The sequence below is a fragment of the Mycobacterium sp. MUNTM1 genome (assembly GCF_054660795.1).
Window position 1 is genome coordinate 98033 of the sequence record NZ_BAAGDE010000001.1, and the last position, 23290, is coordinate 121322.

The following is a 23290-nucleotide window of genomic DNA, read 5'->3' on the forward strand; positions in this document are numbered from 1 at the left end:
CACCCGCTCGCGGGTTTTCATTCCCGCCCGGGCCGCGACAGTGCGATGGCCCGGCCACGCCTGTGACCGGGCCATCATCGGCTGCCTTTACTGTTCGGCTTTCTGGCGAGCCTCGTTGACTTCGGCGGCCTTACGTGCGCTTTCGGCCTCGGCCTCTTTCTGGGCCGCCTCTCGTTGCGCGTCGGCCTTGTCCTGCTGAGCCTTGCCCTCCCGCATCAGGTCGTCGCGCCCGGCGACCGCGCCGGCGACTTCCTTGACCTTGCCCTTGACACCCTCGACGATGCCCTCGATGGCTTCTTCAGGACCACTCTTGTCCGACATGCGTTCTCCCTCCGTCTGGCGCACGAACGCCCGTGTCGTGCGCTCGCCACCTTTATTGCCCAACCGGTGCGTTCTCGAAACGTGGGCCGGCGAGTAGCCTTCGCCACAGCCGTGACCTGGCGGTTGGTCGTCACCGACCACGCAGCGACGGCGTGGCCCAATTGCCCTGCCGCACAACGGCACCGATCAGAAGCCGATGACGCTGACGATCGCTGTCCCGCCTGGTTTCCGCAGCCTCACCGGGTGCGCCTACGCTGGTGGGCCGAGTGTCGGCGGCGGCGAGGAGTCGTGACGGTGGAAATGTGGGAGCTGGTCGCCCGCGAGCGAATCCGGGATACCTTGGCGCGCTACAACTGGTCCGGTGACGCCGGCCGGCTCGACCGGCTCGCGGAGACGTTCTGCGCCCATGGCATCCTCGAGATCCGCGGTTTCGCACCGCTGCGCGGGCGTTCGCAGATCGCGGCCTTCCTGGGCGGTGTCACCGGGAAGGTGGCCGTCTCGGCGGGCGTCAAACCGATTGTGCGCCATAACGTCGCGAACGTGCTGTTCACCGAGCTGGCGCCCGGCCAGGCCCGGGTCGACTCCTACTTCACCGTGGTCACCCACATCGGGCTCGACCACTGCGGCCGCTACCGCGACCTCCTGGTGCCCGAGGGTGACGCCTGGCTGATCAAGCACCGCAAGGTCTCGACCGACTGGGCAGCACCAGACTCCGCGATGGCCCGCGAGCCCTCCGGAGCGCAATGACCGTGTCCCGACGAGCACACCAAACCGGTTGTCCGCGTTAGCCTCCCACGCCGCACCGGGACACCCGGGGAAAGGGCCGCCCATGTCCGCGTCCGACACCGACCGCGCGCTGGCGTATCTGCTGGCTCGGCTGACCATCGGGGCCAGCCTGTTCGGGCACGGCCTGGTCCGGCTGCCGAAGCTGGCCGCGTTTCACGCGCAGATGATGGGTGAGTTCAGCACGTCGATGCTGCCTACCATCGCGGTCTCGGCGTGCAGCTACGCGCTGCCCTTCGCTGAGCTGATCACCGGGGCGCTGCTGCTGGCGGGGGCGCTGACCCGCGGGGCCGCCGTCGCCGGCGCTCTGCTGATGATCGTCCTCGTGCTGGGCGCGACGTCGATCGAGCACTTCACCGTGATCGGCGAGCAGCTTGTGCACGCGCTCTTTCTCGTCGGTGTGATTGCTTTCCGCGGCCACAACCGCTACTCCGTCGACCGCCTGCTGGCCGGCCGCCGCTCGACCAGCGCATAACCGGCGACCCGCCGGCCGCACCGGGCGTCGGCTGAGTGGCGATTTCGTTAAATGTACAGCCGAGATGTTTGCCGAAAGCCCCGCAACGGCTACAGATAAAAGTCACACTAAATAAGTTGCGGCCGCCCCCATCGTGCGCCCCCTCGGGAGCTCCGGGATGACCGCCGGTCACGTGACCAGCGGTCATGGCCGCGCAAAAGAGACGAGCAAGCATGCAACGACTCAGTGGGTTAGACGCGTTCTTCTTATACCTGGAATCCCCGACGCAGCCTTTGAACGTTTGCTGCGTACTGGAGCTGGACCCCACGACGATGCCGGGCGGCTACACCTTCGACCGCTTCTGTGAGGCGCTGTCGGTGCGGTTGGACGCCGTGCCCGAATTCCGCCTCAAGCTGGCCGACAACCAACTGAACTTCGACCATCCGGTGTGGGTGGACGACGATCGGTTCGATCTGGCACGCCACCTGCACCGCGTCGCCCTGCCCTCGCCCGGGGGGCCGAAGGAATTAGCGGACATTTGCGGCCACATCGCCGGGCTGGCGCTCGATCGGGATCGCCCGCTGTGGGAGATGTGGGTGATCGAAGGCCTGCACGGCACCGACGCGCTGTCCGTCGTCGTCAAGATCCACCACGCGGTGGTCGACGGTGTGGGCGGAGCCAACCTGCTCGCGCAGTTGTGCAGCGCCGTGCCGGACGCCGCGCCGCCGGAACCGGCCGAGCGCATCGGCACGGCGAATCCGCTGCAGATCGCCGCCAGCGGGCTGATCGGCGCGGCAATGCGGCCGTGGCGCCTGGCCAAGGTGGTGCCGTCAACGGTGCTGACCCTGGCGGGGACGGTGCTGCGTGCCCGCGGGGGCGGGCAGACGATGGCCGCGCCGTTCGCGGCGCCCCCGACGCCGTTCAACGGCACGTTCACCCGGCGCCGCAACGTCGCCCTGACCAGTGTGGACCTCGAGGACGTCAAGACCGTCAAACGCCGGTTCGGGGTGACGGTCAACGATGTCGTGACCGCACTGTGCGCGGGGGCGCTGCGACAGTACTTCCAGGACCGCGACGCGCTGTCGGAGCTGCCCCTGGTCGCCAGCGTGCCGGTGTCCGTCCGCGACAAATCGACTCGGGCGGGCCGCAACCAGATGACCTGGATGCTGTGCCGGCTCGAAACCCAGATCGACGACCCGGTGGAACGGCTGGCACGCATCGCCGCCGGGAACGCCGCGGCCAAGGACCACTCCGCGGCGCTGGGCCCGACGCTGCTGCACGACTGGACGCAGGTGGCCGGGCAGGCCGTGTTCGGCGCCGCCAGGAAGCTGTTGCCACGCATCCCGTTACCCGACAAGCCGCCGCACAACCTGGTCATGTCCAACGTGGCCGGCCCGCAGGACCAGCTCTACTTCCTGGGGTGCCGGCTGGACGCCATGTATCCGCTCGGCCCAATCATCGCCGGCGCCGCGCTCAACATCACCGTGATGTCGCTCAACGGCCGCCTCGGCGTCGGCATCATCTCCTGCCCCGACCTGGCGCCGGACCTGTGGGACCTCGCCGACGCGTTCCCGGCCGCGCTCAAAGAGCTGCTGAATTGCGGCGAGCCCGCGGGCGGCCCGCTCTGATCCGCCCGGTCAGCGGAACCCCGTCCGCCGTGTGTGCGATGGCATGGCAGGGTGACATCCGTGGCGAACACCTCTGAACCGGCGACCATCGCGGCGGACGACCTTCATGAAATCGGCCTGGAAAAGGGCGCGTTGCGCTACTACGACACCGGCGGCCCGGATTCGGCCCCGGTGCTGCTGTTCCTGCACGGGTCTGGGCCCGGCGTCACCGGATGGCGGAACTTCCGTGGCGTGCTGCCCGCCTTCGCCGCCCACTTCCGGTGCCTGATCCTGGAATTCCCCGGGTTCGGGGTCAGCGACGACTTCGGCGGGCATCCGATGGTCACCGCGTTCGGCACGGTGTCGCCGTTCCTGGACGCGCTGGGCGTCGACAAGGTGCACATCGTCGGCAACTCGATGGGCGGCGGCGTCGGCATCAACTTCGCCACCCACAATCCGCACCGCGTCGACCGGTTGGTGACCATCGGCGGCATCGGCACCAACATCTTCAGTCCCAGTCCCAGCGAAGGCATCCGGCTGCTGCAGGAGTTCGTCGAGGACCCTACGCGGCAACGGCTGGTCGACTGGCTCAAGTCGATGGTCTACGACCAGGCACTGGTCACCGAACAGCTGATCGAGGAACGCTGGGCGCTGGCCACCGACCCCGACACCCTGGCCGCGGCCCGGCGCATGTACGGCAAGGCGGCGTTCGCCGGGATGAACGCCGCGCTGAGCGCCTCCGACCGGCCGCTGCCGTGGGCGACCATGCACAAGCTCACCGCGCCCACCCTGCTGACGTGGGGCCGCGACGACAGGGTGAGCCCACCGGACATGGCGCTGATCCCGATGCGCACCATCCCCAACGCGGAGCTGCACATCTTCCCCAACTCCGGGCACTGGGCGATGATCGAGGCCAAGGACGCGTTCGAAAGCACCGTGCTGGCGTTCCTGTCGCGCGGCTAGCGGGTCCGATCAGCTCTGTCCCGCAAGGCCTTTCGTCAACAGGGCGAGCGCATCGGGGTTGCCGTCAAGCACCCGGCTGGAGCGGGTGGCGATCTGCCATCGGTCGTCGATGCGGCGCAGCGCGAAGTGGTGCGCGGTGGCCCGCCATACGCGATAGCCGTCGCCGTCGCGGACCAACACCAGGGATTCGCAGACCGCCACCGCCTCGTCGCCGTCGACCGTGACGACACACGGCCCGAGGAAGTGCGAGCAGCCCTTGGCCACCAGCTTCTGGTGGGCCTGCGAGGCGATCATCGCGTGGACGTCGGCGCGGCTTTCCATGCGCCAGCCGTCGACGTCGTACACCCCGTCGGTCGCCCACAGGGCCGCGGCGGCGTCGGCGTCGCCGGCGTCGACCGCGGGGCCGTACGAGGCGATCAGCCGGGCGATGTCACGCTCGTCCTCGAGCCGGCGCAGGCGGGCCAGCAGCTCCTCGATGGCGGTCATGGTGTTCATCTCCTCATCGCTGGGTGGCCCCCGCGTCGACGGGCAGGACGATCGCGGTGATGTAGCGCGCCTCGTCGGAGGCCAGGAACAGCGCGGCGTTGGCCACGTCCACCGCGTCCACCCACGGCACCGCGAGCATGTTCATCGAGCGGGCCGCCTCGGCGAATTCCGCGCGCGTGGGCGGGCGGTCCAGGTCGGGCCGGAACGCGGTGCTGACCACGTCGTTGTGAATCATCGGCGTGTCGACGTTGGTCGGGCTGATGCAGTTGACCCGAACATTATGCGGCGCAAGCTCATTGGCCATGCTGCGCATCATGCCGATAACGCCGTGCTTGGCGGCGGTGTAGTGCGCGACGCCGACCAGCCCGCGCAGGCCGGCGATGGAGCTCGTCAGGATCATCGACCCGGCCCCGCGCGCGATCAGGTGCGGCGCGGTCGCGCGGCAGGTGTGCCACACCCCGGTGAGGTTGACGTCGAGCATGGTGCGCCAGGCGTTTTCGTCCAGCTCGACCGCCATGCCGCGCGAGGTGATTCCGGCGGTCGCGCAGACCACATCCAGGCCACCGAACCGCTGGGCGCCGCGATCGGCGGCATCCTGCATACCGGAGAGGTCACGCACGTCGACGATTTCGGTGTGCACCCGCGCACCGGCCTCGGCAACCAGTGCGGCCGTCTTTTCGAGGTCGGCCGGCGTGCTGTGCGGGATGATCACCGTGTCGACCGGGCCACACACGTCGAGCGCGACGACGTCGGCGCCCTCCTGCGCGAACCGCACCGCCTGCGCGCGGCCGATCCCCCGCGCCGCGCCGGTGACCAATGCGACCTTGCCTGTCAGGCGCCCGTCGGCCGTCATGGTCACGTCGTCTTCTGCGTCAGGCCGGCGTCGACGACGAGCTGGGTGCCGGTGATGTAGCGGGCCGCATCCGAGGCCAGGAACAGCACCGCGTTGGCGATGTCGACGGGCTCGACCCACGGCACCGGGAGCAGGTTGCGTGCCTGCAGCACCTCGGCCGCATCGGCGGCGGTCGGGTTGTCCAGGTCCGGCCGCAGTCGCCGAAAGGTGGTCTCGTTCAGCACCATTGGCGTGGCCACCGGGCCGGGATGCACGGTGTTGACCCGGATGCCGTGCGGGCCGAGCTCGTTGGCCAGGGTGCGCGCCAGTCCGACCACCGCGTGCTTGCTGGCGGTGTAGTGCGCGGTGTCGGGCAGGCCGCGAAGCCCGCTCGTGGAACTGATGATGGCGACGGAGCCACCCCGATCGCCCTCCCGATCAACCATGTGCGGCACGCTCGCGCGGACCGTGTGCCAGACGCCGGTGAGGTTGATGTCGAGCGTGCGCTGCCACACCCGGGGGTCGAGTTCCCAGGACGGCGCGCCCGGCAGGTGCACCCCGGCGTTGGCCACCACGACGTCGAGGCGGCCCAGCGCGGCGACCCCGGCATCGATGGCGGCCGTCATCGCCTCGAGGTCGCTGACGTCGGCCAGGCCGGTCACGCACCGTCGGCCCCGGTCCTCGACTCCCCTTGCGGTGACACGCAATTCGTCGGCCGCGGTGTCGGCGTCGAGCGCGATCACGTCGGCGCCCTCGTCGGCGAAGCGCGCGCAGTGCACCCGCCCGGTGCCCTTCGCGGCGCCGGTGACCACGACGACCTTGCCCAGCAATCCCGTCATCGTTCGATGAGATCAAAGCCCCGGTAGCCGGCGTCGGCCACCTCGGCGCAGATGTCGTTGTACGCGGCGAAGCCGCCGGTGAACAGCATGAAGCCGCGCGGCTTGCCCGGCACGTTGGCGCCCATGTACCAGGAGTTCGCCTTGGTGAACAGCGTCGTCTCGGCGCGGCGGGCACATTCGGCGCCCCAGCCGTCCACGCTGTCCACGGTGGCTTCCAGCGCGGCGTAGCCGTGCTGGTCGAGAAAGGCGATGGCCTCGGCGATCCAGTTCACCTGCGCCTCGGCGTGCAGCACCATGTTGGCCAGCACCGCGGGCGCCCCCGGGCCCGAAATCAGGAACAGGTTGGGGAAGCCGTCCGTACCCAGGCCAAGATACGTGCGGGGCCCGTGCGCCCAGTCGTCCCGCAGCAGGGTGCCCCGACGCCCGACGATGTCGATCTTGCCCAGCGCCCCGGTCATCGCATCGAAACCCGTTGCCAGCACAATCATATCGACATCGTAGTGCGCCTCGTCTGTGTTGATGCCCGCGGCATCGATCGATGTGATCGGTGTGTTACGGACACTGATGAGCGACACGTTAGGGCGGTTGAAGGTCTGAAAGTAGTTGCTGTCGGTGCAGATTCGCTTGGTGCCGATCGGGTGGTCGGTGGGAATCAGCAATTCGGCTACGGCCGGATCGTCGATGACCGCCCGCACCTTTTCCTCATAGAACCTGCGGGCCTCTTCGTTGGCCTCCAGGTCGGTGATCTGGTCCGGGAACGTCTTGGAGAACAGCACGCCGCCGAGCTGCCAACGCTTTTCGAACGCCGCCCGGCGCTCCTCGGCGGTGAACTGCATCGTCGGCTTCGGGGCGGTGATGTGCGGCGAGCCGCCACCGCTGCGCCACGACAGCGCCCGCCGCTGCGGGTAATTGGCCTTGATCTCGTCGAGTTCCTCGGCGGACAGCGGCCTGTTGCCGGCCGGGACACTGTAATTCGCGCTGCGCTGGAAGACGTAGAGCCGGGCGGCGCGCTCGGCGATCACCGGAATCGATTGAATGCCCGACGATCCGGTGCCGATAACCGCCACCCGTTTGCCGGTGAAGTCGACGGGCTCGTGCGGCCAGTGCGCGGTGTGGTAGATCTCGCCGGCGAAGGTGTCCAGTCCGGCGAAGTCCGGCGTCAGCGCGGCCGACAGCGGGCCGGTCGCCATCAGGCAGAAGCGCGCCGAAAGGCGTTGTCCCGCATCGGCGGTAACCGTCCAGCGCAGCGTCGCCTCGTCGAGTGTCGCCGAAACCACGCGGGTGCGCAGCGCGATGTCGCGGCGCAGGTCGAGCTTGTCGGCCACCCAGTTCAGATACGCCAGGATCTCGGCCTGGGTGGCATACCGTTCGGTCCAGTCCCACTCCAGCTGCAGTTCGTCGGAGAACGAGTAGCAGTAGTCGACGCTCTCGACGTCGCAGCGGGCACCCGGATACCGGTTGTGGTACCAGGTGCCGCCCAGCTCGGGGGCGGCTTCGAGTACCCGCACCGTCAGGCCCTGGCCGCGCAGCTTGTGCAGGGCATACAGGCCGGCGAACCCCGCGCCGACCACTAAGACATCCAGGGAGACATCCACGGACTGTTGGCCGGCATCGTTCACAAGCAGTCACCGTAGGGCCTTGCGCGGCGCGGGCCGCCGCCCCTCCCGGTCACCGGACGGTTCGGGTGAGTTTTCCCGGCCACCGGGCGGGTGCGCTCACCACCCCGCCCCGATCGCTGACTATCGGCGATGCCGGAAGTCGCACAGGTCAACGTCGAGCTGGACGGCCGGAGGCATCGTCTGCGCCGGCCGCAGGGACAAACCCTGGTGGAACCGTGCGACGTCCTGAGCGCCGCGGACCTCGACGACGGCCTGATTCTCGCCTGCCAGGCGAGGGCGGCCGGCGTCGATGTTCACGTCGAATTCTGATCGCCGGTGTCCGCTCATCGGGATTTCCTTTGGGACGGCCCGGTTCTGCGGTAGACCATTAGTAAGCCCACACACGTAAGGACAACGATATGAGTGACCGGGTACTCGACCGGGTAGTGGCGATGGCCGACCAGTTGCGCGACCAAGCCGCCGAAGCCGAACGGATCGGGCGGCTCACCGACGACACCGTCAAGCTGATGAAGGGCGCCGGCCTGATCCGGCTGCTGCAGACCAAGCAATACCAGGGCTTCGAGGTCCACCCCCGCGAGTTCGCCGAGACGACGATGGCCACCGCGGCGCTGGACCCGGCGGCCGGCTGGATCGTCGGCGTGGTGGGCGTGCACCCTTACCAGCTGGCCTACGCGGACCCGCGGGTCGCCGCCGAGATCTGGGCCGACGACGTCGACACCTGGATGGCCTCGCCGTACGCGCCGCAGGGCGTGGCCAAGCCGGTCGACGGCGGCTACATCTTCAACGGCCGCTGGCAGTTCAGCTCGGGCACCGACCACTGCGACTGGATCATCCTGGGCGCCATGCTCGGCGACGAGAAGGGCATCCCGCTGATGCCGCCGCAGATGCTGCACATGATCCTGCCGCGCAAGGACTACGAGATCGTCGACGACTCGTGGAATGTGGTGGGCCTGCGGGGAACCGGCTCCAAGGACGTCATCGTCTCCGACGCGTTCGTGCCGAGCTACCGGACCATGGACGCCACCAAGGTGATGGACGGGACCGCGCAGCGGGAGGCCGGCATGACCGAGCCGCTGTACCTGATGCCGTGGTCGACGATGTTCCCGCTCGGCATCTCCGCGGCGACCATCGGCATCGCCGAAGGGGCGCTGGCCGCGCATCTGGACTATCAGCGCGAGCGTGTCGGCGCCACCGGGACCGCGATCAAGGACGACCCCTACGTCATGCACGCGATCGGCGAGGCGGCCGCCGACATCAACGCGGCGCGCCAGGAGCTGCTGGCGAACGCCGACCGCATCTACGACATGGTCGCGGCCGGCAAGGAGGTGTCGTTCGCCGACCGGGCGGCCGGGCGGCGCACGCAGGTGCGCGCGGTGTGGCGCGCGGTGTCCGCGGTCGACGAGATCTTCGCCCGCTCGGGTGGCAACGCGGCGCGAATGGACAAGCCGCTGCAACGGTATTGGCGTGACGTGCACGTCGGACAGATGCATGCCATCCATGTCCCCGGCACCACCTATCACGCGTCCGCGCTGAGTTCGATCGGCATCGACCCGCCCGAGGGCCCGCTGCGGGCCCTGATCTGAGCAGGAGGCCCGTCCGTGAGCGACCTGAAAAGCCTGGGCTACATCACCATTTCGACCAACGACATCGACCGTTGGAGGCGGTTCGCCTTCGGGGTGCTGGGTTTCGCGGAGGGGACGGGCCCCGATCCGGCGGCGCTGTACCTGCGGATGGATGAGCGGGCGGCCCGGCTGATCGTGGTGCCCGGTGAGACCGACCGGGTGCTCACCGTCGGCTGGGAGGTGCGCGATCACCCGGCGTTGCAGCGCGTGCGGGCCACGCTGGACGGCGCCGGCGTGGCATACAAACAGCTGTCCCCCGACGAGGCGGAGGCGCGCCGCGTCGAGGAGGTGATCACGTTCGAGGATCCCGCCGGCACCACGTTGGAGGTGTTTCACGGCGCGGTGCTCGACCACAGCCCGGTGGTCACGCCGTTCGGCGCGAGGTTCGTCACCGGCGACCAGGGCATGGGCCACGTGGTGGTGCCGGCCACCGATCCGGGCGGGCTGTTCGACTTCTACACCGAGGTCCTGGGCTTCCGCGCCCGCGGCGCGTTCCGGGTACCGCTGCCCAAAGAGTTTGGGCCCGTGCGGGTTCGGTTCCTGGGCATCAACGAGCGACACCACAGCCTGGCGATCGTGCCGGCCGCCCACCAGCGCGACCCGCGCCTGGTCCACATCATGGTGGAGGTCGACACCCTGGACGCCGTCGGGCAGGCGCTGGACCGGGTCAACGCCGAGGGCTTCCAGCTGTCCTCCACCCTCGGGCGGCACACCAACGACAAGATGGTCTCGTTCTACGTCCGCGCGCCCGGTGACTGGGACATCGAATTCGGCACCGACGGGATGCGGGTCGACGAAACCTATTACACCGCAGAGGAAATCACCGCCGACAGCTACTGGGGCCACCAGTGGGTGGGCGAAATGCCCGCGGCCATGCGGCTGTGACGCCCGAATCGGACGTGACGCCGGTCGCGGCGTCGTCGATCACTTCGTGGGATGACGAGGCCGACGTCGTCATCGCCGGCTACGGTGTCGCCGGCGCGGCCGCGGGGGGGGAACCGGCCCCCGCCCGCGCCGCCCGGCTGGGGGTGGGGCGCACCGGGGCCTCGGGGGGCGCCGGGCCGGGGGGGGGGGGGGCGTTTAACATTTGGGGGCTCGCCGGGGCCCCCGGTCTCCCGCGCGGCTCGGGGGGCCGCGGGGGGGGGGGGGGGGGGCCCGCCCCCCCGCCCGGGCGCCGACGTGCTGGTGCTGGAGCGCACCGGCTCCTGGGGCGGCGCGGCGTCGATGGCGGGCGGGTTCATCTACCTCGGTGGTGGCACACCCATCAAAAGGCTTGCGGCTTCGAAGATTCCGTCGACAACATGGCCGCATTTCTCAACGTCGCGATGGGACCCGGCGCCGACGAGAACCGCATCGCCGATTACTGCGCCGGCAGCGTCGCGCACTTCGACTGGCTGGTCGGGTGCGGCGTGCCGTTCAAGGCGGAATTCTTCTCCGAGCCCGGCTGGGAACCGATGGGCGACCAGGGGCTGATGTACAGCGGCGGCGAAAACTCGTTCCCGTTCAACACCATTGCCTCCCCCGCGCCGCGCGGGCACGTCCCGCAGATGCAGAACAAGAAGCAGGGTGAAGCAAGCGCCGGCTACATGCTGATGAAGCCGCTGGTGGAAACCGCGACCGCGGCCGGCGCCCGAGCGCGGTACGACGTGCGGGTGTCACGGCTGATCACCGAATCCGACGGCCGGGTGGTCGGCATGCGAGCCCGAAAGTACGGCACCGAGATGAACATCCGGGCGCGGTCCGGGGTGGTGCTGGCCACGGGAAGCTTCGCCTACAACGACGCGATGGTGCAGCGGTATGCGCCGCGGATTGCCGGGCGGCCCGCCGCCTCCATCGAGCAGCACGACGGGCAGGCGATTCGGATGGCGCAGGCGCTGGGCGCCGACCTGGCGCACATGGACGCCACCGAGGTCGCGATCTTCATCGACCCGCAGCAGCTGGTGCGCGGCATCCTGGTCAACGGCCGCGGCCAGCGCTACGTCGCCGAGGACACCTACCCGGGCCGGATCGGGCAGCTCACCCTCTACCAGCAGGACAACGTCGCCTACCTGATCATCGACGGCGACGCGCAGGAAGAGGCGAGGGCCTCGTGGTCGCCGAAGTTCATGCTGCGCCCGGCGACCTGGGTGACCGACACCGTCGCCGACCTGGAACGCGACATGGGGCTGCCGCCCGGCTCGCTGCAGGCGACGGTGGACGCGTACAACGAGGGCGCCGCGCGCGGCGAGGATCCGCTGCTGCACAAGAAGCCGGAGTGGATCAAGCCGATCGGCTCCCCCGTCGGCGCCATCGACCTGCGGGAGAACACCGGCGGCTTCACCCTGGGCGGGCTGGCCACCACGCTGGACGCCGAGGTGCTGCACGTCAGCGGGGCGCCCATTCCGGGGCTGTTCGCCGCCGGGCGCTGCACCGCCGGCCTGGCCGCATGGGGGTACGCCAGCGGCGTCTCGCTGGGCGATGGCAGCTTCTACGGCCGCCGCGCCGGCCGGTCGGCGGCAAGGGGCTGACCAGCACTCATCCACCGGAAACGCCGCCGACACGATCGTGTCCGGCGGCGTTTCGCATGTCGGGTGTGACAGCGACCACAGCGGCGTGGTAGAAATATATTCCTATTAGGAATATGACAGCCAGATATGTCTGCCCAGGAGGCTCCGTGTCAGCGCCCGCCGAAACCCCCACCGCCGTCATCGACCGCATCTCGCTGGTGCTGGACGCGTTCGACGGCCCCGGCCGGCTGACGCTGGCCCAGATCGTCCGGCGCACCGGGCTGCCGCGGTCGTCGGCGCACCGGATGCTCGAGCGTCTGGTGCAGCTGCGCTGGCTGCGTCGCAGCGGCCGCGACTACGAGCTGGGCATGCGGCTGGTCGAGCTGGGTTCGCTGGCCGTGCATCAGGATCGCCTGGTGCGCGCCGCCGGTCCCCTGCTGGGCGAATTGCACCGCGCCACAGGACTTGTCGTGCATCTCGCGGTGCTGGACGGGCCGGACGTGGTCTACCTCGACAAGGTCGGCGACTCGCCGCTGGCGCCGATACCCACCCGGGTGGGCAGCCGTCAACCCGCGCATTGCACCGCCGTCGGGAAGGCGATCCTGGCCTATCGTGACGAGGACGCGCCGGTAGACCTCGGGGTCCGCAAAACCAAGTACTCGATCGCCACCGGCTCGCAGCTGGCGGTCGAGTTGTCCCGGGTGCGCGCGCACGGCGTCGCCTTCGAGCGGGAGGAGTCGCTGCTCGGATTCGGTTGTGTCGCAGCGCCGATCGGCGGACCCGGTGAAGCCGCCGCGGCGGTGTCGGTGTGCGGGCCGATGAATCGAATGATGTTCGACCAGCGACTGATCGCGCCGGTCCGGATGACCGCGATGGGCATCTGGCGGCACGCCGAGGGCGGACCGCACCGCGTCGCCCCGACCCTACAGCCCTTGCGTCCGCTACGTGCGGCGCCGCGGCCCGCTTTGCAGTACGCGTGAACCCCGCTCGTGCACGGCGCCTCCCAGTGGACGGGACTTATCCGTGTCCAACGCGACCCAGCGCCATACCCTTTGCCTATGGCCAACGGTGAGATATTCGTCATCGACCGTGTCATCACGCGCCCCGGTTGCGCCAGGGAATTTGTGGACACCTACCTCAACGAGTACGCGCCGGCCGCACGCGATCGCGGTATGACGCTGTGCGACATCCTGATCAGCCCGCCGATCTGGTTCGACGATCAAGCCAATACCGTGACCGTCACCTGGTCACTGCCCAGCCTGCAGGCCTGGTGGGAGATGACGTGGCAGGGCCGGCCGGACCCCACCCTCGGGCCATGGTGGGAAGGCATCGGCGATCTCGTCGAAACGCGAGGACGCAGTGTGGCCGCGGCGGCCACAGACGTCGACCGACTCTGCGATGTATAGCGTGACCCGGCTGCTCGACGTCGTCGAGCAGCATCGCGACCGCGTGCTGAGCGCTGTGCGCGCCGTCGCCGCAAACACCGGGGCGCAATGCCAACTCGTCGAGCCGACGCTGCCGGGTGCCCGCAACGGCGGCGACGTCCTGGTGCACCTGCGCTTCGGCGCGGAGAGCCAATGGCATTCCGCCGAGCCCGTTTTCGCGGCACTGCTCGACGATCCCGCGATCACCGCCATCAATGGCGCCGCCTATTCAGGCGCGGCTTCCTGCACCGGCGCAACCGGCACCATCTATCGCGCGCTGTTGCTGTGTGTGCTGCCCGGCATCGACGCCGACACCATCGCGCGCTTCGAAGACGAGCTGCGCTTGATGCCGCGGTATATCAAGACGATCACTGCCTGGCAGCTGAGCCGTGTCGAGCAAGCGGTCGGGATGCAGGACTGGACCCACGTGTTCGAGCAGGAATTCACCGACGTCGAAGGGCTGATGGGCCCGTACTTGATGCATCCGATCCACTGGGCCGTTGTGGACCGGTGGTTCGATCCCGAGTGCCCGGAGGTCATCGTTCGGAATCCGGTGTGCCACAGCTTCTGTGCGATCACCGGCCCGGTGCTGAGCTGAATCCTGCTAGATCCCGGCAGGCAGGATGTTCGGGTTGGCCGTGGTCGGCGGCTCCAGCGCGGGTAACTCGCCTGTGCCGTCGAGCGTGCGAACTCGCAACCGCTGTGACCATGGATAGTGCAGGCTGAATGCGACCAAGCCGGTGCGCTCAGCCGCGGGACGGTGACACATTGCCAGCACGGTTTCGGCCAGGTATTCCACGGATTCGGTCGGGAAAGAGTCGGGAATCAACTGGGCCGCACCGGGTGTCCGCACCGCAGTCGATGGGCACACACAATTGACCGCAATGTTGGCGTCGAGCAGTTCGGCCGCGACACCCTGGGTGAAGCGGTGCAGCGCGGCCTTCACGGACCCGTAGACCACGTCGCCCGAAGTCTTGTTGTAGTCGCGGTACGGCCTTACCGGTGCCAGCCCGGTCACCGACCCGATGTTGACGATCCAGCCCGCGTCTTGCTTGCGCATATGGGGCACTGCGGCTTTCGTCAGCACAAAAGGCGTGCGCAGGTAGTGCTCCACGGTACGGTCGAACGTCTCCATGCTCATCTTTTCGATCACCGAGTAGTCGGCGAAGCCCGCGTTGTTGACCAGGATGTCGATCCGGCCGGTGCGGTCGAGCACCCGGGCGATGAGACCGGCGCGGGCGCCCTCGTCTTCGAGGTCGACGGCCAGCCCGAATGCCGATCCCCCGGCGTTCTCGATCAGGGCGATCGTCTCATCGATCGTGCCCGGCAGCACCGCATCCAACCCCGCCCGGGTGGACCGCGAGGGTGTGTGACCCCGCGCCGTCACCGCCACCGTGGCGCCTTCGGCGGCCAATCGCTGCGCGATCGCCCGGCCGATCCCCCGGCTGCTGCCGGTGACCAAAGCGGTTCGACCGGAGAGTAATTGGGTCATCGCAGCTCGAAGTGCTCTTCGATCGGCGCTCGGTGTTCGTGCCACAGGTCCACCAGCCGGTACGGAGTGGCCACCACCACCCGCCCCGAACCGGAGCGGTAATAGGTGTGCGCGTTCGGGGTGTGACACCACACCGTGTTCGCCATTGCCTCGTCGATGGCGGCCACATAGTCGTCGTAAGCCTGCCGCGTGACCTCGATCGTCGTCGCGCCGCGCAGCGCCATCAGCTGCAGGCATTCGATGATGTAGTTCGACAGCACTTCCATCGAGAAATTGGCGCCGGCGCCGTGACCGGGACTGTAGTTCGGGGCTGAGTTGATGAACAGGTTGGGAAAGCCCGGCACGGTGCCGCCGCGGTAGGCCCGGGGGCTGTCACCCCACTCGTCGGTGAGCTTGCGCCCGCCACGGCCACGAATATCGATGGTAGACAGGAAATCAAGGTGATATCCGGTGGCGTAGATGATCACATCGAGATCGACTTGCCTACCGTCCTGCGTGACAATGCCTTTGGCGTTGACCGCGGCCGGCTCACTGGCTTCCACATCGACGTGCTCACGGGTCAGCGCGGCGTAGTAGCCGCCCGGATCACGGATGATCCGCTTGCCGTAGGGCGCGAAATCCGGGGTCACCTTCTTCGCCAGTTCGGATCCCGCACCAAACGTGGTGTCGATGTATTCCATACACATACGCAACAGCACGTCGTTCGCGGGCGAGATGGACAGATGCGTTTGCGCCCACTCCGGGTCACGCAGGATGACGGGATAGTTGTTGTCCGCCGTGCCCCAGTAGGACTTCAGCCTGTTCCAGTTGGCGTAATGCGGGACGTGACGGCCGAGGTAACGACGGTACTCGGGGACGTCGTCGGTCAGCCGCTTGCGCGGCGCCACCCAGTGTGGCTGGCGCTGAAACACGGTGAGGTGCTTGACTTCGTCCACACAGGCATCGATGATTTGCACCGCTGTGCAGCCGGCGCCGATGATCGCCACCCGCTTGCCCGCGAGGTCTAGGGATGCATCCCACCGCGCGGAGTGAATGCTGGTTCCCGCGAACGTCTCCCGACCCGGCAGCTCCGGCCAACGCGGCCGGTTGAGGTAACCTGCGGCGGTAATCACGACCCGCGAATGGGTGACGACATGCTTACCGTCGCGATCAACCGAGTGGATCCGCCAGTGGGCGTGGTCCTCGTCCCACCACAGCGCCGTCACCTCGGTGCCGAATCGTATGTGCTCGCGCAGTCCGTGCTTGTCGGCCAACGCAACCAGATAGGCCTGGTACTCGGCACCCTGCGGGTAATAGCTCGTCCACTCGGGATTCACCTCGCGCGACAACGAGTAGTACGCCGAGGGAGTTCGACTCCGATGCCGGGGTAGGTCGTGGTCAGCCACGTCCCGCCGACTTCGTCGTTGCGATCGATGACCTCGTAGCCAACCCCGGCTTCGGCGCACGCGAGCGCAGCGATGATGCCGGCGATGCCGGCACCGATGATGACCACGTTCGTCGTTTCGGGGATCGGCACCGTCCGCGGCAGCGTCGGGCGTGGGAGTTGAAAGCCGCCCTGCTCGAGCAGCAACGGAACGAACTCGTCGTCCACCTCCGATCCCAGAGCCAGCGGAAGTAGGTGCCTGAACAGCTCGATGTCGATGGGCGGAGCACTCGCCTGCCGGCCTTCCGCGAGCGCGGCAACCAGGGCGCTCACCAATTCCTGCGCGGTGTCGTCATCGGTGACGCCGGCCCGCTCGGGGGGATCGGGAACGTGGGAAATCTTGGGCCCGAACTTCTCGATCACCGATAGGTCGCCGGTCAGTTGAGCCAGGACCGCGACGAGCACACCGGGGTCGGCCTGACCAAGGTTCGCCCGCAGCTCCTCGAGATCGAGCGCGGCCGAACCGGGGGGCGACGTCGATTCCGTGGCGGAGGTCATGGCGGAGAGTATCGGCGGGTGGCGGCGGGTTGGTCGGGCCGCGTTCCACTGACCGGGCATCCCGGTGTTCGCCTGACCGCACCGGGAGTTGACTGATGCCATGAGCAACGCCATCACGGTGTCCGACCTGCAGGAGTTCATCGCCGGGTTTTGGTACCACTACGACGAGGCGCACTACGACGAGCTCGCAGCGCGCTACGCCGAGAACGTGCGCTACGTGACCCGAAGCGATTCCGGCACAAGCCCATTCGAGGGACTGATGTCACCCGAATTGCACGGCCGCGCCGCCGTCATGGAATGGCTGTCGGAACACCGCAACCAAAGTCCGCACCCGCTGCGCCACCACGCGACGAACGTGCACCGCACGGGCACCGAGGGTGACATCACCCGCGCGCGGTTCTACATCTTCGTCAATCAGACCGCGAACTTCGTACCGTTCGCGGTGTCCAGCGGCGTGGCAGATGTCGGCGTGCGCCGCGGCGCCGACGGGCTGGAATTCACCGAGATGGACATTGTTCTCGACACCACCAATTCGGTCTTGCTGTTCGAGCGACCCGCCAACAGCGCCGCCGTGTCGTAACCGGTGAACGCCCACGAAATATTCTCCGGCGGCGTGGCGGTCATCACCGGCGCCGGCGCCGGCATCGGCGCCGGCCTGGCGCGACACGCCGCCCGGTTGGGGATGACGGTGGTGCTGGCCGACGTCGACGCCGCGGCCATCGCCGCGCTGCGCGACGAGCTGTGCGCTGCGGGGGGCTCAGCACTCGACGTTGTGTGCGACGTTCGCGACTACGACGCCATGCAGGCGCTGGCAGAAATGACCTACCGCGACGTCGGAGCGGTGCGGCTACTGGTGAACAACGCTGGGGTCGAACAGTTCGGCTATCTGTGGGATACACCCGTTGCCAACTGGCAGCGCGTGATCGACATCAACATCAGCGGCGTCTTCCACGGTGTGCGAGCCTTCCTGCCCAGGATGATGGCCACTGACGAGCAGGCGTGGGTGTGGAACCTGTCGTCGGTCGGCGGGGTGGTATCGATTCCGTTGCAAGCGCCGTACATCGTGAGTAAGCACGCGGTGCTGGCGTTGACCGAATGTCTGAACCTTGACGTCCAGTCGGCCGGGCACGACCATCACATTCACGTGCAGGCCGTGCTGCCGGGTGCGGTGGTATCCAACATCTTCGACTCGGCGGGCGGCGTCGACGCCGACGCGAGCGACGCTGGGGCGGCCGAGTCGCAGCGATCGTCGATGCTGGACATCAAGGCCGACGCCATGGATCCGCTCACCGCCGCCGAAGCGGTGTTCGAGCAGGCCGCCGAAGGGCGGTTCTATCTCCTGACCCAACCCGAATTCGTGGGGAACGCGATGCGCGAACGAGCCAATGTGCTTGCGGCGCAACGGCCACCAATGCTGCGCACCGAACGCCGCTTCGATCCCACGCAACAATGAACGTGCCGCCCCTCGACCCCGATGCCGCCGCCCGGGTCGCTTCCCTGGGCCGCGTCGCCCCGATGCGGCAACGAGGTCTTGCGATGGTGCGCGACTCCCTCGAATCAATGCCACTGCCACCGATGCCCGACATGGCCGAAGTGATCGATCACGCCATCACCGGCCCGAACGGCGAGCTTCCACTGCGCATCTACCGACCGACCCGAGACTTCGATGCGCCGGCATTGGTCTATTTCCACGGTGGCGGCATGGTGTTGGGGTCCAACCGTTCCTTCGAGCCGCTGGCCCGCAATCTCGCCCGGTCGTCTGGTGCAACCATCGTCGCCGTCGAGTACCGCCTCGCCCCGGAAGCCCCACCACCCGCACAGTTCGACGACGCGTTCGGCGCGACCGCCTGGGTCGCCGCGAACGCGGCCGAATTGCTGCTGGACCCAATCCGAATCGGGGTGATCGGCGACAGCGCGGGCGGCGCGCTGGCCGCGGCCGTCGCCCTGGCCGCACGTGACCGGGGCGGCCCGCCATTGTTCTGCCAGGTGTTGTTGTACCCGGGTCTGGATCGAGACATGACGGTGCCGTCGCTCGCAACGCTGGAATCGGCGCCCATGCTTTGCCTCGACGACATCCACTACATGCACGAACTGGCCGATGCGGGAACCGGTCCGCCCGATCATCCGTATCTGGTGCCGGCGTACGCCACCAACCTGTCCGACCTCCCGCAGGCCATCGTGGCGACCGCCGCCGTCGATCCGATCCGGGACTGGGGAGAACGCTACGCGGAGCGGTTGCGGGATGCCGGTGTGCACACCACCGTCACTCGTTATCCCGGTGTGTATCACGGCTTTCTGATGCGTTCGGAATCGGTGGCACGTGCCCGCCTCGCGCTCGCCGAGACCGGCGCGCTGCTCAGGGCGAAATTCGCGAATCCGCTGCCGTTTTGACGCCCGGCAGCGCACTCCCCTTTGACTCGAAAGGTGGTACAGAATGCCAACCGACGACCTTCGTTCAATCGCCGACGAGCGGGCGATTGAACGCGCATTGGTCCGGCTCGCCCGGGCCATGGACGATCGCGACTGGGCGACCCTCGCAGACATCATCGCGGATGACGCCATCGGCGACTCGGGCAGCGGGCGGCTGGAGGGCAGCGCCGCGATCATCGACCTCATCCGCGGCTACCTCGACTCCTGTGGGCCAACCCAGCACCTGCTGGGCAACGTCCTCGTCGACGTCTCGGGCGAAGCAGCGGTCAGCGTGGCGTACGTCCACGATCTGCACCTGTCGGCCCGCGAGCCGCAGACCACCTTTCATACGCTCGGCGATTATCGCGACCGGTGGGAGCGCCGGGATGGCGCGTGGCGGCTCGTCGAACGGATCAAGCGCAACCGGGCGACAGTCGGGTCGCTGCAGGTTTTCGACGCGTCTCCCGATCACCGGACATAGGTGCCCCGCTGGCGTGCCGATCCGGCCAAGATCGACCGCAGCAAGATGATCGAGCGCATGCCGAAGGAGACCTCGATGCTGACCGACGAGCGGCGGATAGAGTTGTCCGACATCCTGCGCCCCGCCGCACCGCCCCGGGAAATCAGGGATGTCTACACCGATGATCAACGGGAACGACTCCTCGACGTCGTGCGCACCGAAGGCCCGTGGAAGCTGATCATCGCGCAGCACTTCGCCTCCGCCGACGAGCTGATCGCCACCATGAGTGGCGCCTTCCCGGAGGGGTTCACGCCGTCGCTGGACCTCTTTCTCACCCCGACGTTCCGCGGCTACCTGGCCAACTACGGCGCCGTGTTGTACCCGCAGCTACATGATTGCTTCTACAACGCGCAATTCCTGGAACTGGCCAAGGGCTACTGGAACGCCGAGTACGCCAAACCACAGCTGATGCTGTTCAACATCAACGGGCCGTGCGCCAATCGCGATCCGGGGCACCTGGATTCGCCGAGCTTCCGCGGTGTGCGGCACGAAAATGCGCCGACCTGGCTCACCAGTGTCATGGGCAAGTCCGGGCTTTTCACGGATTACCTGATCAAGATGGCGCAGGTGATCACCTGGTTTTCGTTGGATGGCAACAGTGGATTCACCTACTGGCCCGACGGGCCACTCAAGGCTCCCAAGCGAGTCCTGCCGCCGATCAACAACCGCGGCGTGGTGGTGCAGAACGAGATGATGGTACACCGCGGCGAGGCGAACGGCCCTCTACAGCAACAGATTCCGATGGGCCTGGCGTTCGACACCGTTTTCACCGGCGATCCTGACGACCGCAACCACTGGCTATTGAAAAACGGCTCCCATGTGATCGCCCGCCACCACACGGACGAGTTGCGGTTCCTGGTGCACTGGTCGGCCGAGGTCTTCGCCGATTTCGACGAGCTGAAGAAGAACATGGAGGGTTCAGACGATCTGACCGTCGAGCGGGCCATCGGCATGATGGTCGACGACCTCAGCCGCAGGGGGATCAGGCTCGACATCCCCAGCGAACCCCTACACGACGCGGCTTTCATCGGTGCGCTCAACGCCGCCTACGATCTGGGCGGACCCACCGCTTACCCCGAAGAGGCGCCGATCAGCGCCTTCCAGATGGCATGACCGAAAAGTCTTGCCTAATGCAGCGTTTCGTAGATCGCCGGGTCATCGTCACCGGCGCCGGCTCCGGAATCGGACAGGCCACCGTACTGCGGATCCTCGACGAGGGCGCCACAGTCGTCGCGTACGACGTCTCCGCTGTGGGTCTGGCGCACACCGCGACCGCTGCCGAAGACGCCGGCACCGCCGCGCGACTGACTACCGCGATTCTCGACATCTCGTCGGAGGATGCCGTCGCAACAGCGGTCGGCGCGGCCCTGGCCGAGCTCGGCGGCCTCGAGGTGTTGGTCAACGCGGCGGCCATTCAGCGCTGCGCCAATACCCACGAGCACACGTTGGCCGACTGGAACGCCACACTGGCGGTCAATCTGACGGGAACGTTTCTCATGACGCGCCAGGCGCTACCGGCGCTGCTGGCCTCGGGCCGCGGCGTGGTGGTCAACTTCACTTCCACCGCAGCAACATTCGCCCACCCCTACATGGCGGCCTATGCCGCCAGCAAGGGCGGGGTGCTGTCGTTCACCCACTCGTTGGCGCTCGAATACTCCAAGCAGGGGCTGCGCGCAGTCAATATCCAGCCGGGTGGGGTCGCCACCGCGCTTGCGTTGTCCACCCTGGACAAGATGCCGCAGGGGTACGACCTCGGGCTGTGGGCCAAACAGACTCCGCTGCTTCACGGCAGGGACACCGAAATCCTCGGGGATCCCAGCGCGGTGGCATCAGTGATCGCCATGGTGGCTTCCGACGACGGCGCGTTCATCACGGGCACCGAAATCCGCATCGACGGCGGCGCACACGCCTGAGGACGGCTGTCACTCGTGGGAAGTGTCGATTCATTCGGGCCGGCTTTTCGGCCGTAACGGGATCGCGACTGATCGAAGAGAGATGAGACCCCCCGGGACAGGCATCTCTCGAATTAGCTTGGGCTGCCGTCTTTCTCGTCGACGACGGACAAATCTCCCTGGCGCACCGCGTCCAGGATCGACGCACTCAGCGCCGAGCACACCAGGAAGACACCCCGGCTTCCCGGCATGACGATCTTGCGCGCGTCGGCGCGCTCGACGCACCGGGCCGTCGCCTCGGCGTTCCACTGCACACTGGTCTGATTCCAGCTGCTCTTGCGGGCTAGCACCCGCGCGCCGCAGTTCCGGCACGCCACCGGCACCATGGGCACTTCGTCGAGCCGATTGTCTTCGCGCACCGACGATTTAAGCGTCATCAGGCCCTGGCCGCCATGTTGGCCTGGACCTCTTTCATCCACGTCTCATAGGGCCGGGTGGTGTCGAGCTCGAATTCGAAGCGGTCCACCATGTCCGGTTGAACGTCGGCGGCATCGACGTAGAACTGCTGATACCAGCGCCGCAACTGGTAGACCGGCCCGTCCTCTTCGACCAGCAGCGGGTTGTCGATGCGTGCCTTGTGTCGCCAGATCTCGACGTCCTGCTCGAAACCGAGCTTGACGTAGTCGCCCAGCTTGATCGCGGTCCGCATCGCCTCGTCACCGGGCATCGCCTCCGACTTCTTCACGATGATGCCGTATTGCAGCACAAAGGAATTCGCATCGATCGGATAGTGGCAGTTGATCAGGATCGTCTTGGCGTCGCCGTGCTCGTAGTGATAGGTCAGGTCGTCGATCATGAAGGATGGCCCGTAGTAGGACGCCACCGAGGTGTTGCCCAGCATCTGCGCGCCTTCGGTGCCACCCACGTCGGGGCGACCCTCGCCGTTCATGTACTGCGTCGCGACATGCCCCTCGAAGATGTTCTTGAAGTAGGTGGGCAATGCGCCGTGGATGTAGTAGAAGTGCGCCATATCCACCACGTTGTCGATGATTTCGCGGCAGTTGCTCTGCACCACGGTGGTGTACCAATGCCAGTCGGTCCATTGGTCGCTGGTGGCGCCCTCGATGCGCGGGATCGTCACCTCCGGTGGCGGCGGTTTGCGCTCCGGGTCGTTCCACACGAACAACATGCCGTCCTGGTCCAGCGTGGTCCACGCCTGCGTGCGGGCCAGTTTGGGCGCGCGCCTGCTGTAGGGCACCTGCTTGCAGCGGCCGTCACCGCCCCAGCGCCAGTCGTGGAACGGGCAGGCGATCTCGTTGCCCTTGACCTCGCCCTGGGAAAGGTCGCCGCCCATGTGCCGGCAGTAGCCGTCGAGCACGTTGATGTTCCCGTCGCCGCTGCGGAAGACCACAAGCTTCTGGCCGAAGGCGTTGATCGCGTGGGGTTTTCCGTCACCGAAATCCCTGGTCAGGCCCAGGCAGTGCCAGCCGCGGGCGAACCGCGTCGGCGCGGCCTGCGCTTCAATGAACCGAATCTGGTCGGCCTCGGTGTGCGACGTCATGGAACCGATTCAACTCCTCCGGGCCCGCCGGCGGGGCCCGTTGTTCCACTGATCAGGAC

At 67.6% G+C, this 23290-nt stretch carries 24 protein-coding genes and 2 pseudogenes; 17 read left to right on the forward strand and 9 right to left on the reverse strand.

From position 1 onward, the window contains the following. Positions 1-87 precede the first annotated feature (87 nt). Positions 88-321: a microaggregate-binding protein 1 gene (mbp1, locus tag ACYQ8K_RS00440; RefSeq protein WP_044485471.1), complete on the reverse strand. Its 234-nt coding sequence runs from the start codon at positions 319-321 to the stop codon at positions 88-90. Positions 322-615: 294 nt separating this feature from the next. On the opposite strand from mbp1, the gene ACYQ8K_RS00445 reads away from it, so the two are divergent. From ACYQ8K_RS00445 to ACYQ8K_RS00460, 4 genes are all read left to right on the forward strand, one after another. Then, the gene (locus ACYQ8K_RS00445) at positions 616-1068 is read left to right on the forward strand and encodes a nuclear transport factor 2 family protein (RefSeq protein WP_459966598.1); all 453 of its coding nucleotides are present in this window, start codon (positions 616-618) and stop codon (positions 1066-1068) included. A gap of 82 nt (positions 1069-1150) precedes the next feature. Then, a complete protein-coding gene (locus ACYQ8K_RS00450) occupies positions 1151-1579 on the forward strand; it encodes a DoxX family protein (RefSeq protein WP_459966371.1) in 429 nt (142 codons plus the stop codon). Positions 1580-1791: 212 nt separating this feature from the next. After that, entirely contained in the window at positions 1792-3186 is a 1395-nt protein-coding gene (locus tag ACYQ8K_RS00455) for a WS/DGAT/MGAT family O-acyltransferase (protein ID WP_459966372.1), read from the forward strand. 87 nt (positions 3187-3273) lie between these two features. Continuing rightward, positions 3274-4128 (forward strand): alpha/beta fold hydrolase, encoded by an 855-nt coding sequence (locus ACYQ8K_RS00460; RefSeq protein WP_459966599.1) that lies wholly within the window; start codon positions 3274-3276, stop codon positions 4126-4128. Between the two features lie 9 nt (positions 4129-4137). Here ACYQ8K_RS00460 and ACYQ8K_RS00465 read toward each other — a convergent pair whose 3' ends face one another. Genes ACYQ8K_RS00465 through ACYQ8K_RS00480 form a run of 4 tightly spaced genes read right to left on the reverse strand, consistent with a single transcriptional unit; the run spans position 4138 to position 7904 of the window. Continuing rightward, positions 4138-4614 carry a nuclear transport factor 2 family protein gene (locus tag ACYQ8K_RS00465; RefSeq protein ID WP_459966374.1) on the reverse strand — a complete coding sequence of 159 codons (477 nt, stop codon included), beginning with the start codon at positions 4612-4614 and terminating at the stop codon, positions 4138-4140. 13 nt (positions 4615-4627) lie between these two features. Beyond that, on the reverse strand, positions 4628-5467 hold the full coding sequence (locus ACYQ8K_RS00470; RefSeq protein ID WP_459966601.1) for a mycofactocin-coupled SDR family oxidoreductase: 840 nt from the start codon (positions 5465-5467) through the stop codon (positions 4628-4630). A gap of 2 nt (positions 5468-5469) precedes the next feature. Further along, positions 5470-6285: a mycofactocin-coupled SDR family oxidoreductase gene (locus tag ACYQ8K_RS00475; protein WP_459966375.1), complete on the reverse strand. Its 816-nt coding sequence runs from the start codon at positions 6283-6285 to the stop codon at positions 5470-5472. Beyond that, positions 6282-7904 (reverse strand): flavin-containing monooxygenase, encoded by a 1623-nt coding sequence (locus ACYQ8K_RS00480; protein WP_459966376.1) that lies wholly within the window; start codon positions 7902-7904, stop codon positions 6282-6284. The genes ACYQ8K_RS00475 and ACYQ8K_RS00480 overlap by 4 nt, the downstream gene beginning before the upstream one ends. A gap of 129 nt (positions 7905-8033) precedes the next feature. On the opposite strand from ACYQ8K_RS00480, the gene ACYQ8K_RS00485 reads away from it, so the two are divergent. The 7 genes and pseudogenes from ACYQ8K_RS00485 to ACYQ8K_RS00515 all read left to right on the forward strand — a co-directional run bounded on the left by ACYQ8K_RS00485 (position 8034) and on the right by ACYQ8K_RS00515 (position 14034). After that, positions 8034-8213 (forward strand): hypothetical protein, encoded by a 180-nt coding sequence (locus ACYQ8K_RS00485; RefSeq protein ID WP_459966378.1) that lies wholly within the window; start codon positions 8034-8036, stop codon positions 8211-8213. A gap of 89 nt (positions 8214-8302) precedes the next feature. Further along, positions 8303-9487 (forward strand): acyl-CoA dehydrogenase family protein, encoded by a 1185-nt coding sequence (locus tag ACYQ8K_RS00490; RefSeq protein ID WP_459966379.1) that lies wholly within the window; start codon positions 8303-8305, stop codon positions 9485-9487. A 15-nt stretch (positions 9488-9502) separates the two neighbouring features. After that, on the forward strand, positions 9503-10411 hold the full coding sequence (gene bphC / locus ACYQ8K_RS00495) for a biphenyl-2,3-diol 1,2-dioxygenase (protein ID WP_459966380.1): 909 nt from the start codon (positions 9503-9505) through the stop codon (positions 10409-10411). Positions 10412-10687: 276 nt separating this feature from the next. Further along, positions 10688-12033 (forward strand): annotated as a pseudogene (locus ACYQ8K_RS00500) (FAD-dependent oxidoreductase); the annotation flags it as partial. A gap of 146 nt (positions 12034-12179) precedes the next feature. Then, positions 12180-12992, forward strand: a complete 813-nt coding sequence (locus tag ACYQ8K_RS00505; RefSeq protein ID WP_459966382.1) for an IclR family transcriptional regulator — start codon at positions 12180-12182, stop codon at positions 12990-12992. 78 nt (positions 12993-13070) lie between these two features. After that, positions 13071-13418, forward strand: coding sequence for a hypothetical protein (locus ACYQ8K_RS00510; protein WP_459966383.1), 348 nt, complete (start codon positions 13071-13073; stop codon positions 13416-13418). Continuing rightward, positions 13411-14034, forward strand: coding sequence for a Dabb family protein (locus ACYQ8K_RS00515; RefSeq protein WP_459966384.1), 624 nt, complete (start codon positions 13411-13413; stop codon positions 14032-14034). The genes ACYQ8K_RS00510 and ACYQ8K_RS00515 overlap by 8 nt, the downstream gene beginning before the upstream one ends. Positions 14035-14040: 6 nt before the next feature. Here ACYQ8K_RS00515 and ACYQ8K_RS00520 read toward each other — a convergent pair whose 3' ends face one another. Continuing rightward, the gene (locus tag ACYQ8K_RS00520; RefSeq protein WP_459966385.1) at positions 14041-14928 is read right to left on the reverse strand and encodes an SDR family NAD(P)-dependent oxidoreductase; all 888 of its coding nucleotides are present in this window, start codon (positions 14926-14928) and stop codon (positions 14041-14043) included. Then, a pseudogene (locus ACYQ8K_RS00525) lies at positions 14925-16849 on the reverse strand (flavin-containing monooxygenase). Before ACYQ8K_RS00525 ends, ACYQ8K_RS00520 begins: the two are co-directional and overlap by 4 nt. Before the next feature lie 100 nt (positions 16850-16949). Here ACYQ8K_RS00525 and ACYQ8K_RS00530 point away from each other — a divergent pair. The 6 genes from ACYQ8K_RS00530 to ACYQ8K_RS00555 all read left to right on the forward strand — a co-directional run bounded on the left by ACYQ8K_RS00530 (position 16950) and on the right by ACYQ8K_RS00555 (position 21691). After that, positions 16950-17429, forward strand: coding sequence for a nuclear transport factor 2 family protein (locus tag ACYQ8K_RS00530; protein ID WP_459966386.1), 480 nt, complete (start codon positions 16950-16952; stop codon positions 17427-17429). Positions 17430-17432: 3 nt separating this feature from the next. Then, entirely contained in the window at positions 17433-18302 is an 870-nt protein-coding gene (locus tag ACYQ8K_RS00535) for an SDR family NAD(P)-dependent oxidoreductase (RefSeq protein ID WP_459966387.1), read from the forward strand. Then, a complete protein-coding gene (locus ACYQ8K_RS00540; protein ID WP_459966388.1) occupies positions 18299-19240 on the forward strand; it encodes an alpha/beta hydrolase in 942 nt (313 codons plus the stop codon). Before ACYQ8K_RS00535 ends, ACYQ8K_RS00540 begins: the two co-directional genes overlap by 4 nt. Positions 19241-19283: 43 nt before the next feature. Continuing rightward, positions 19284-19739: a nuclear transport factor 2 family protein gene (locus ACYQ8K_RS00545; protein WP_459966389.1), complete on the forward strand. Its 456-nt coding sequence runs from the start codon at positions 19284-19286 to the stop codon at positions 19737-19739. Positions 19740-19814: 75 nt separating this feature from the next. After that, positions 19815-20891 carry a hypothetical protein gene (locus ACYQ8K_RS00550; protein ID WP_459966603.1) on the forward strand — a complete coding sequence of 359 codons (1077 nt, stop codon included), beginning with the start codon at positions 19815-19817 and terminating at the stop codon, positions 20889-20891. A gap of 17 nt (positions 20892-20908) precedes the next feature. After that, positions 20909-21691: an SDR family NAD(P)-dependent oxidoreductase gene (locus tag ACYQ8K_RS00555; RefSeq protein WP_459966390.1), complete on the forward strand. Its 783-nt coding sequence runs from the start codon at positions 20909-20911 to the stop codon at positions 21689-21691. Between the two features lie 113 nt (positions 21692-21804). Here the strand turns inward: ACYQ8K_RS00555 and ACYQ8K_RS00560 are convergent, their stop codons facing one another. Continuing rightward, positions 21805-22107, reverse strand: coding sequence for a ferredoxin (locus ACYQ8K_RS00560; RefSeq protein ID WP_459966391.1), 303 nt, complete (start codon positions 22105-22107; stop codon positions 21805-21807). After that, on the reverse strand, positions 22107-23231 hold the full coding sequence (locus ACYQ8K_RS00565) for a Rieske 2Fe-2S domain-containing protein (RefSeq protein ID WP_459966392.1): 1125 nt from the start codon (positions 23229-23231) through the stop codon (positions 22107-22109). Before ACYQ8K_RS00565 ends, ACYQ8K_RS00560 begins: the two co-directional genes overlap by 1 nt. Positions 23232-23290 lie beyond the last annotated feature (59 nt).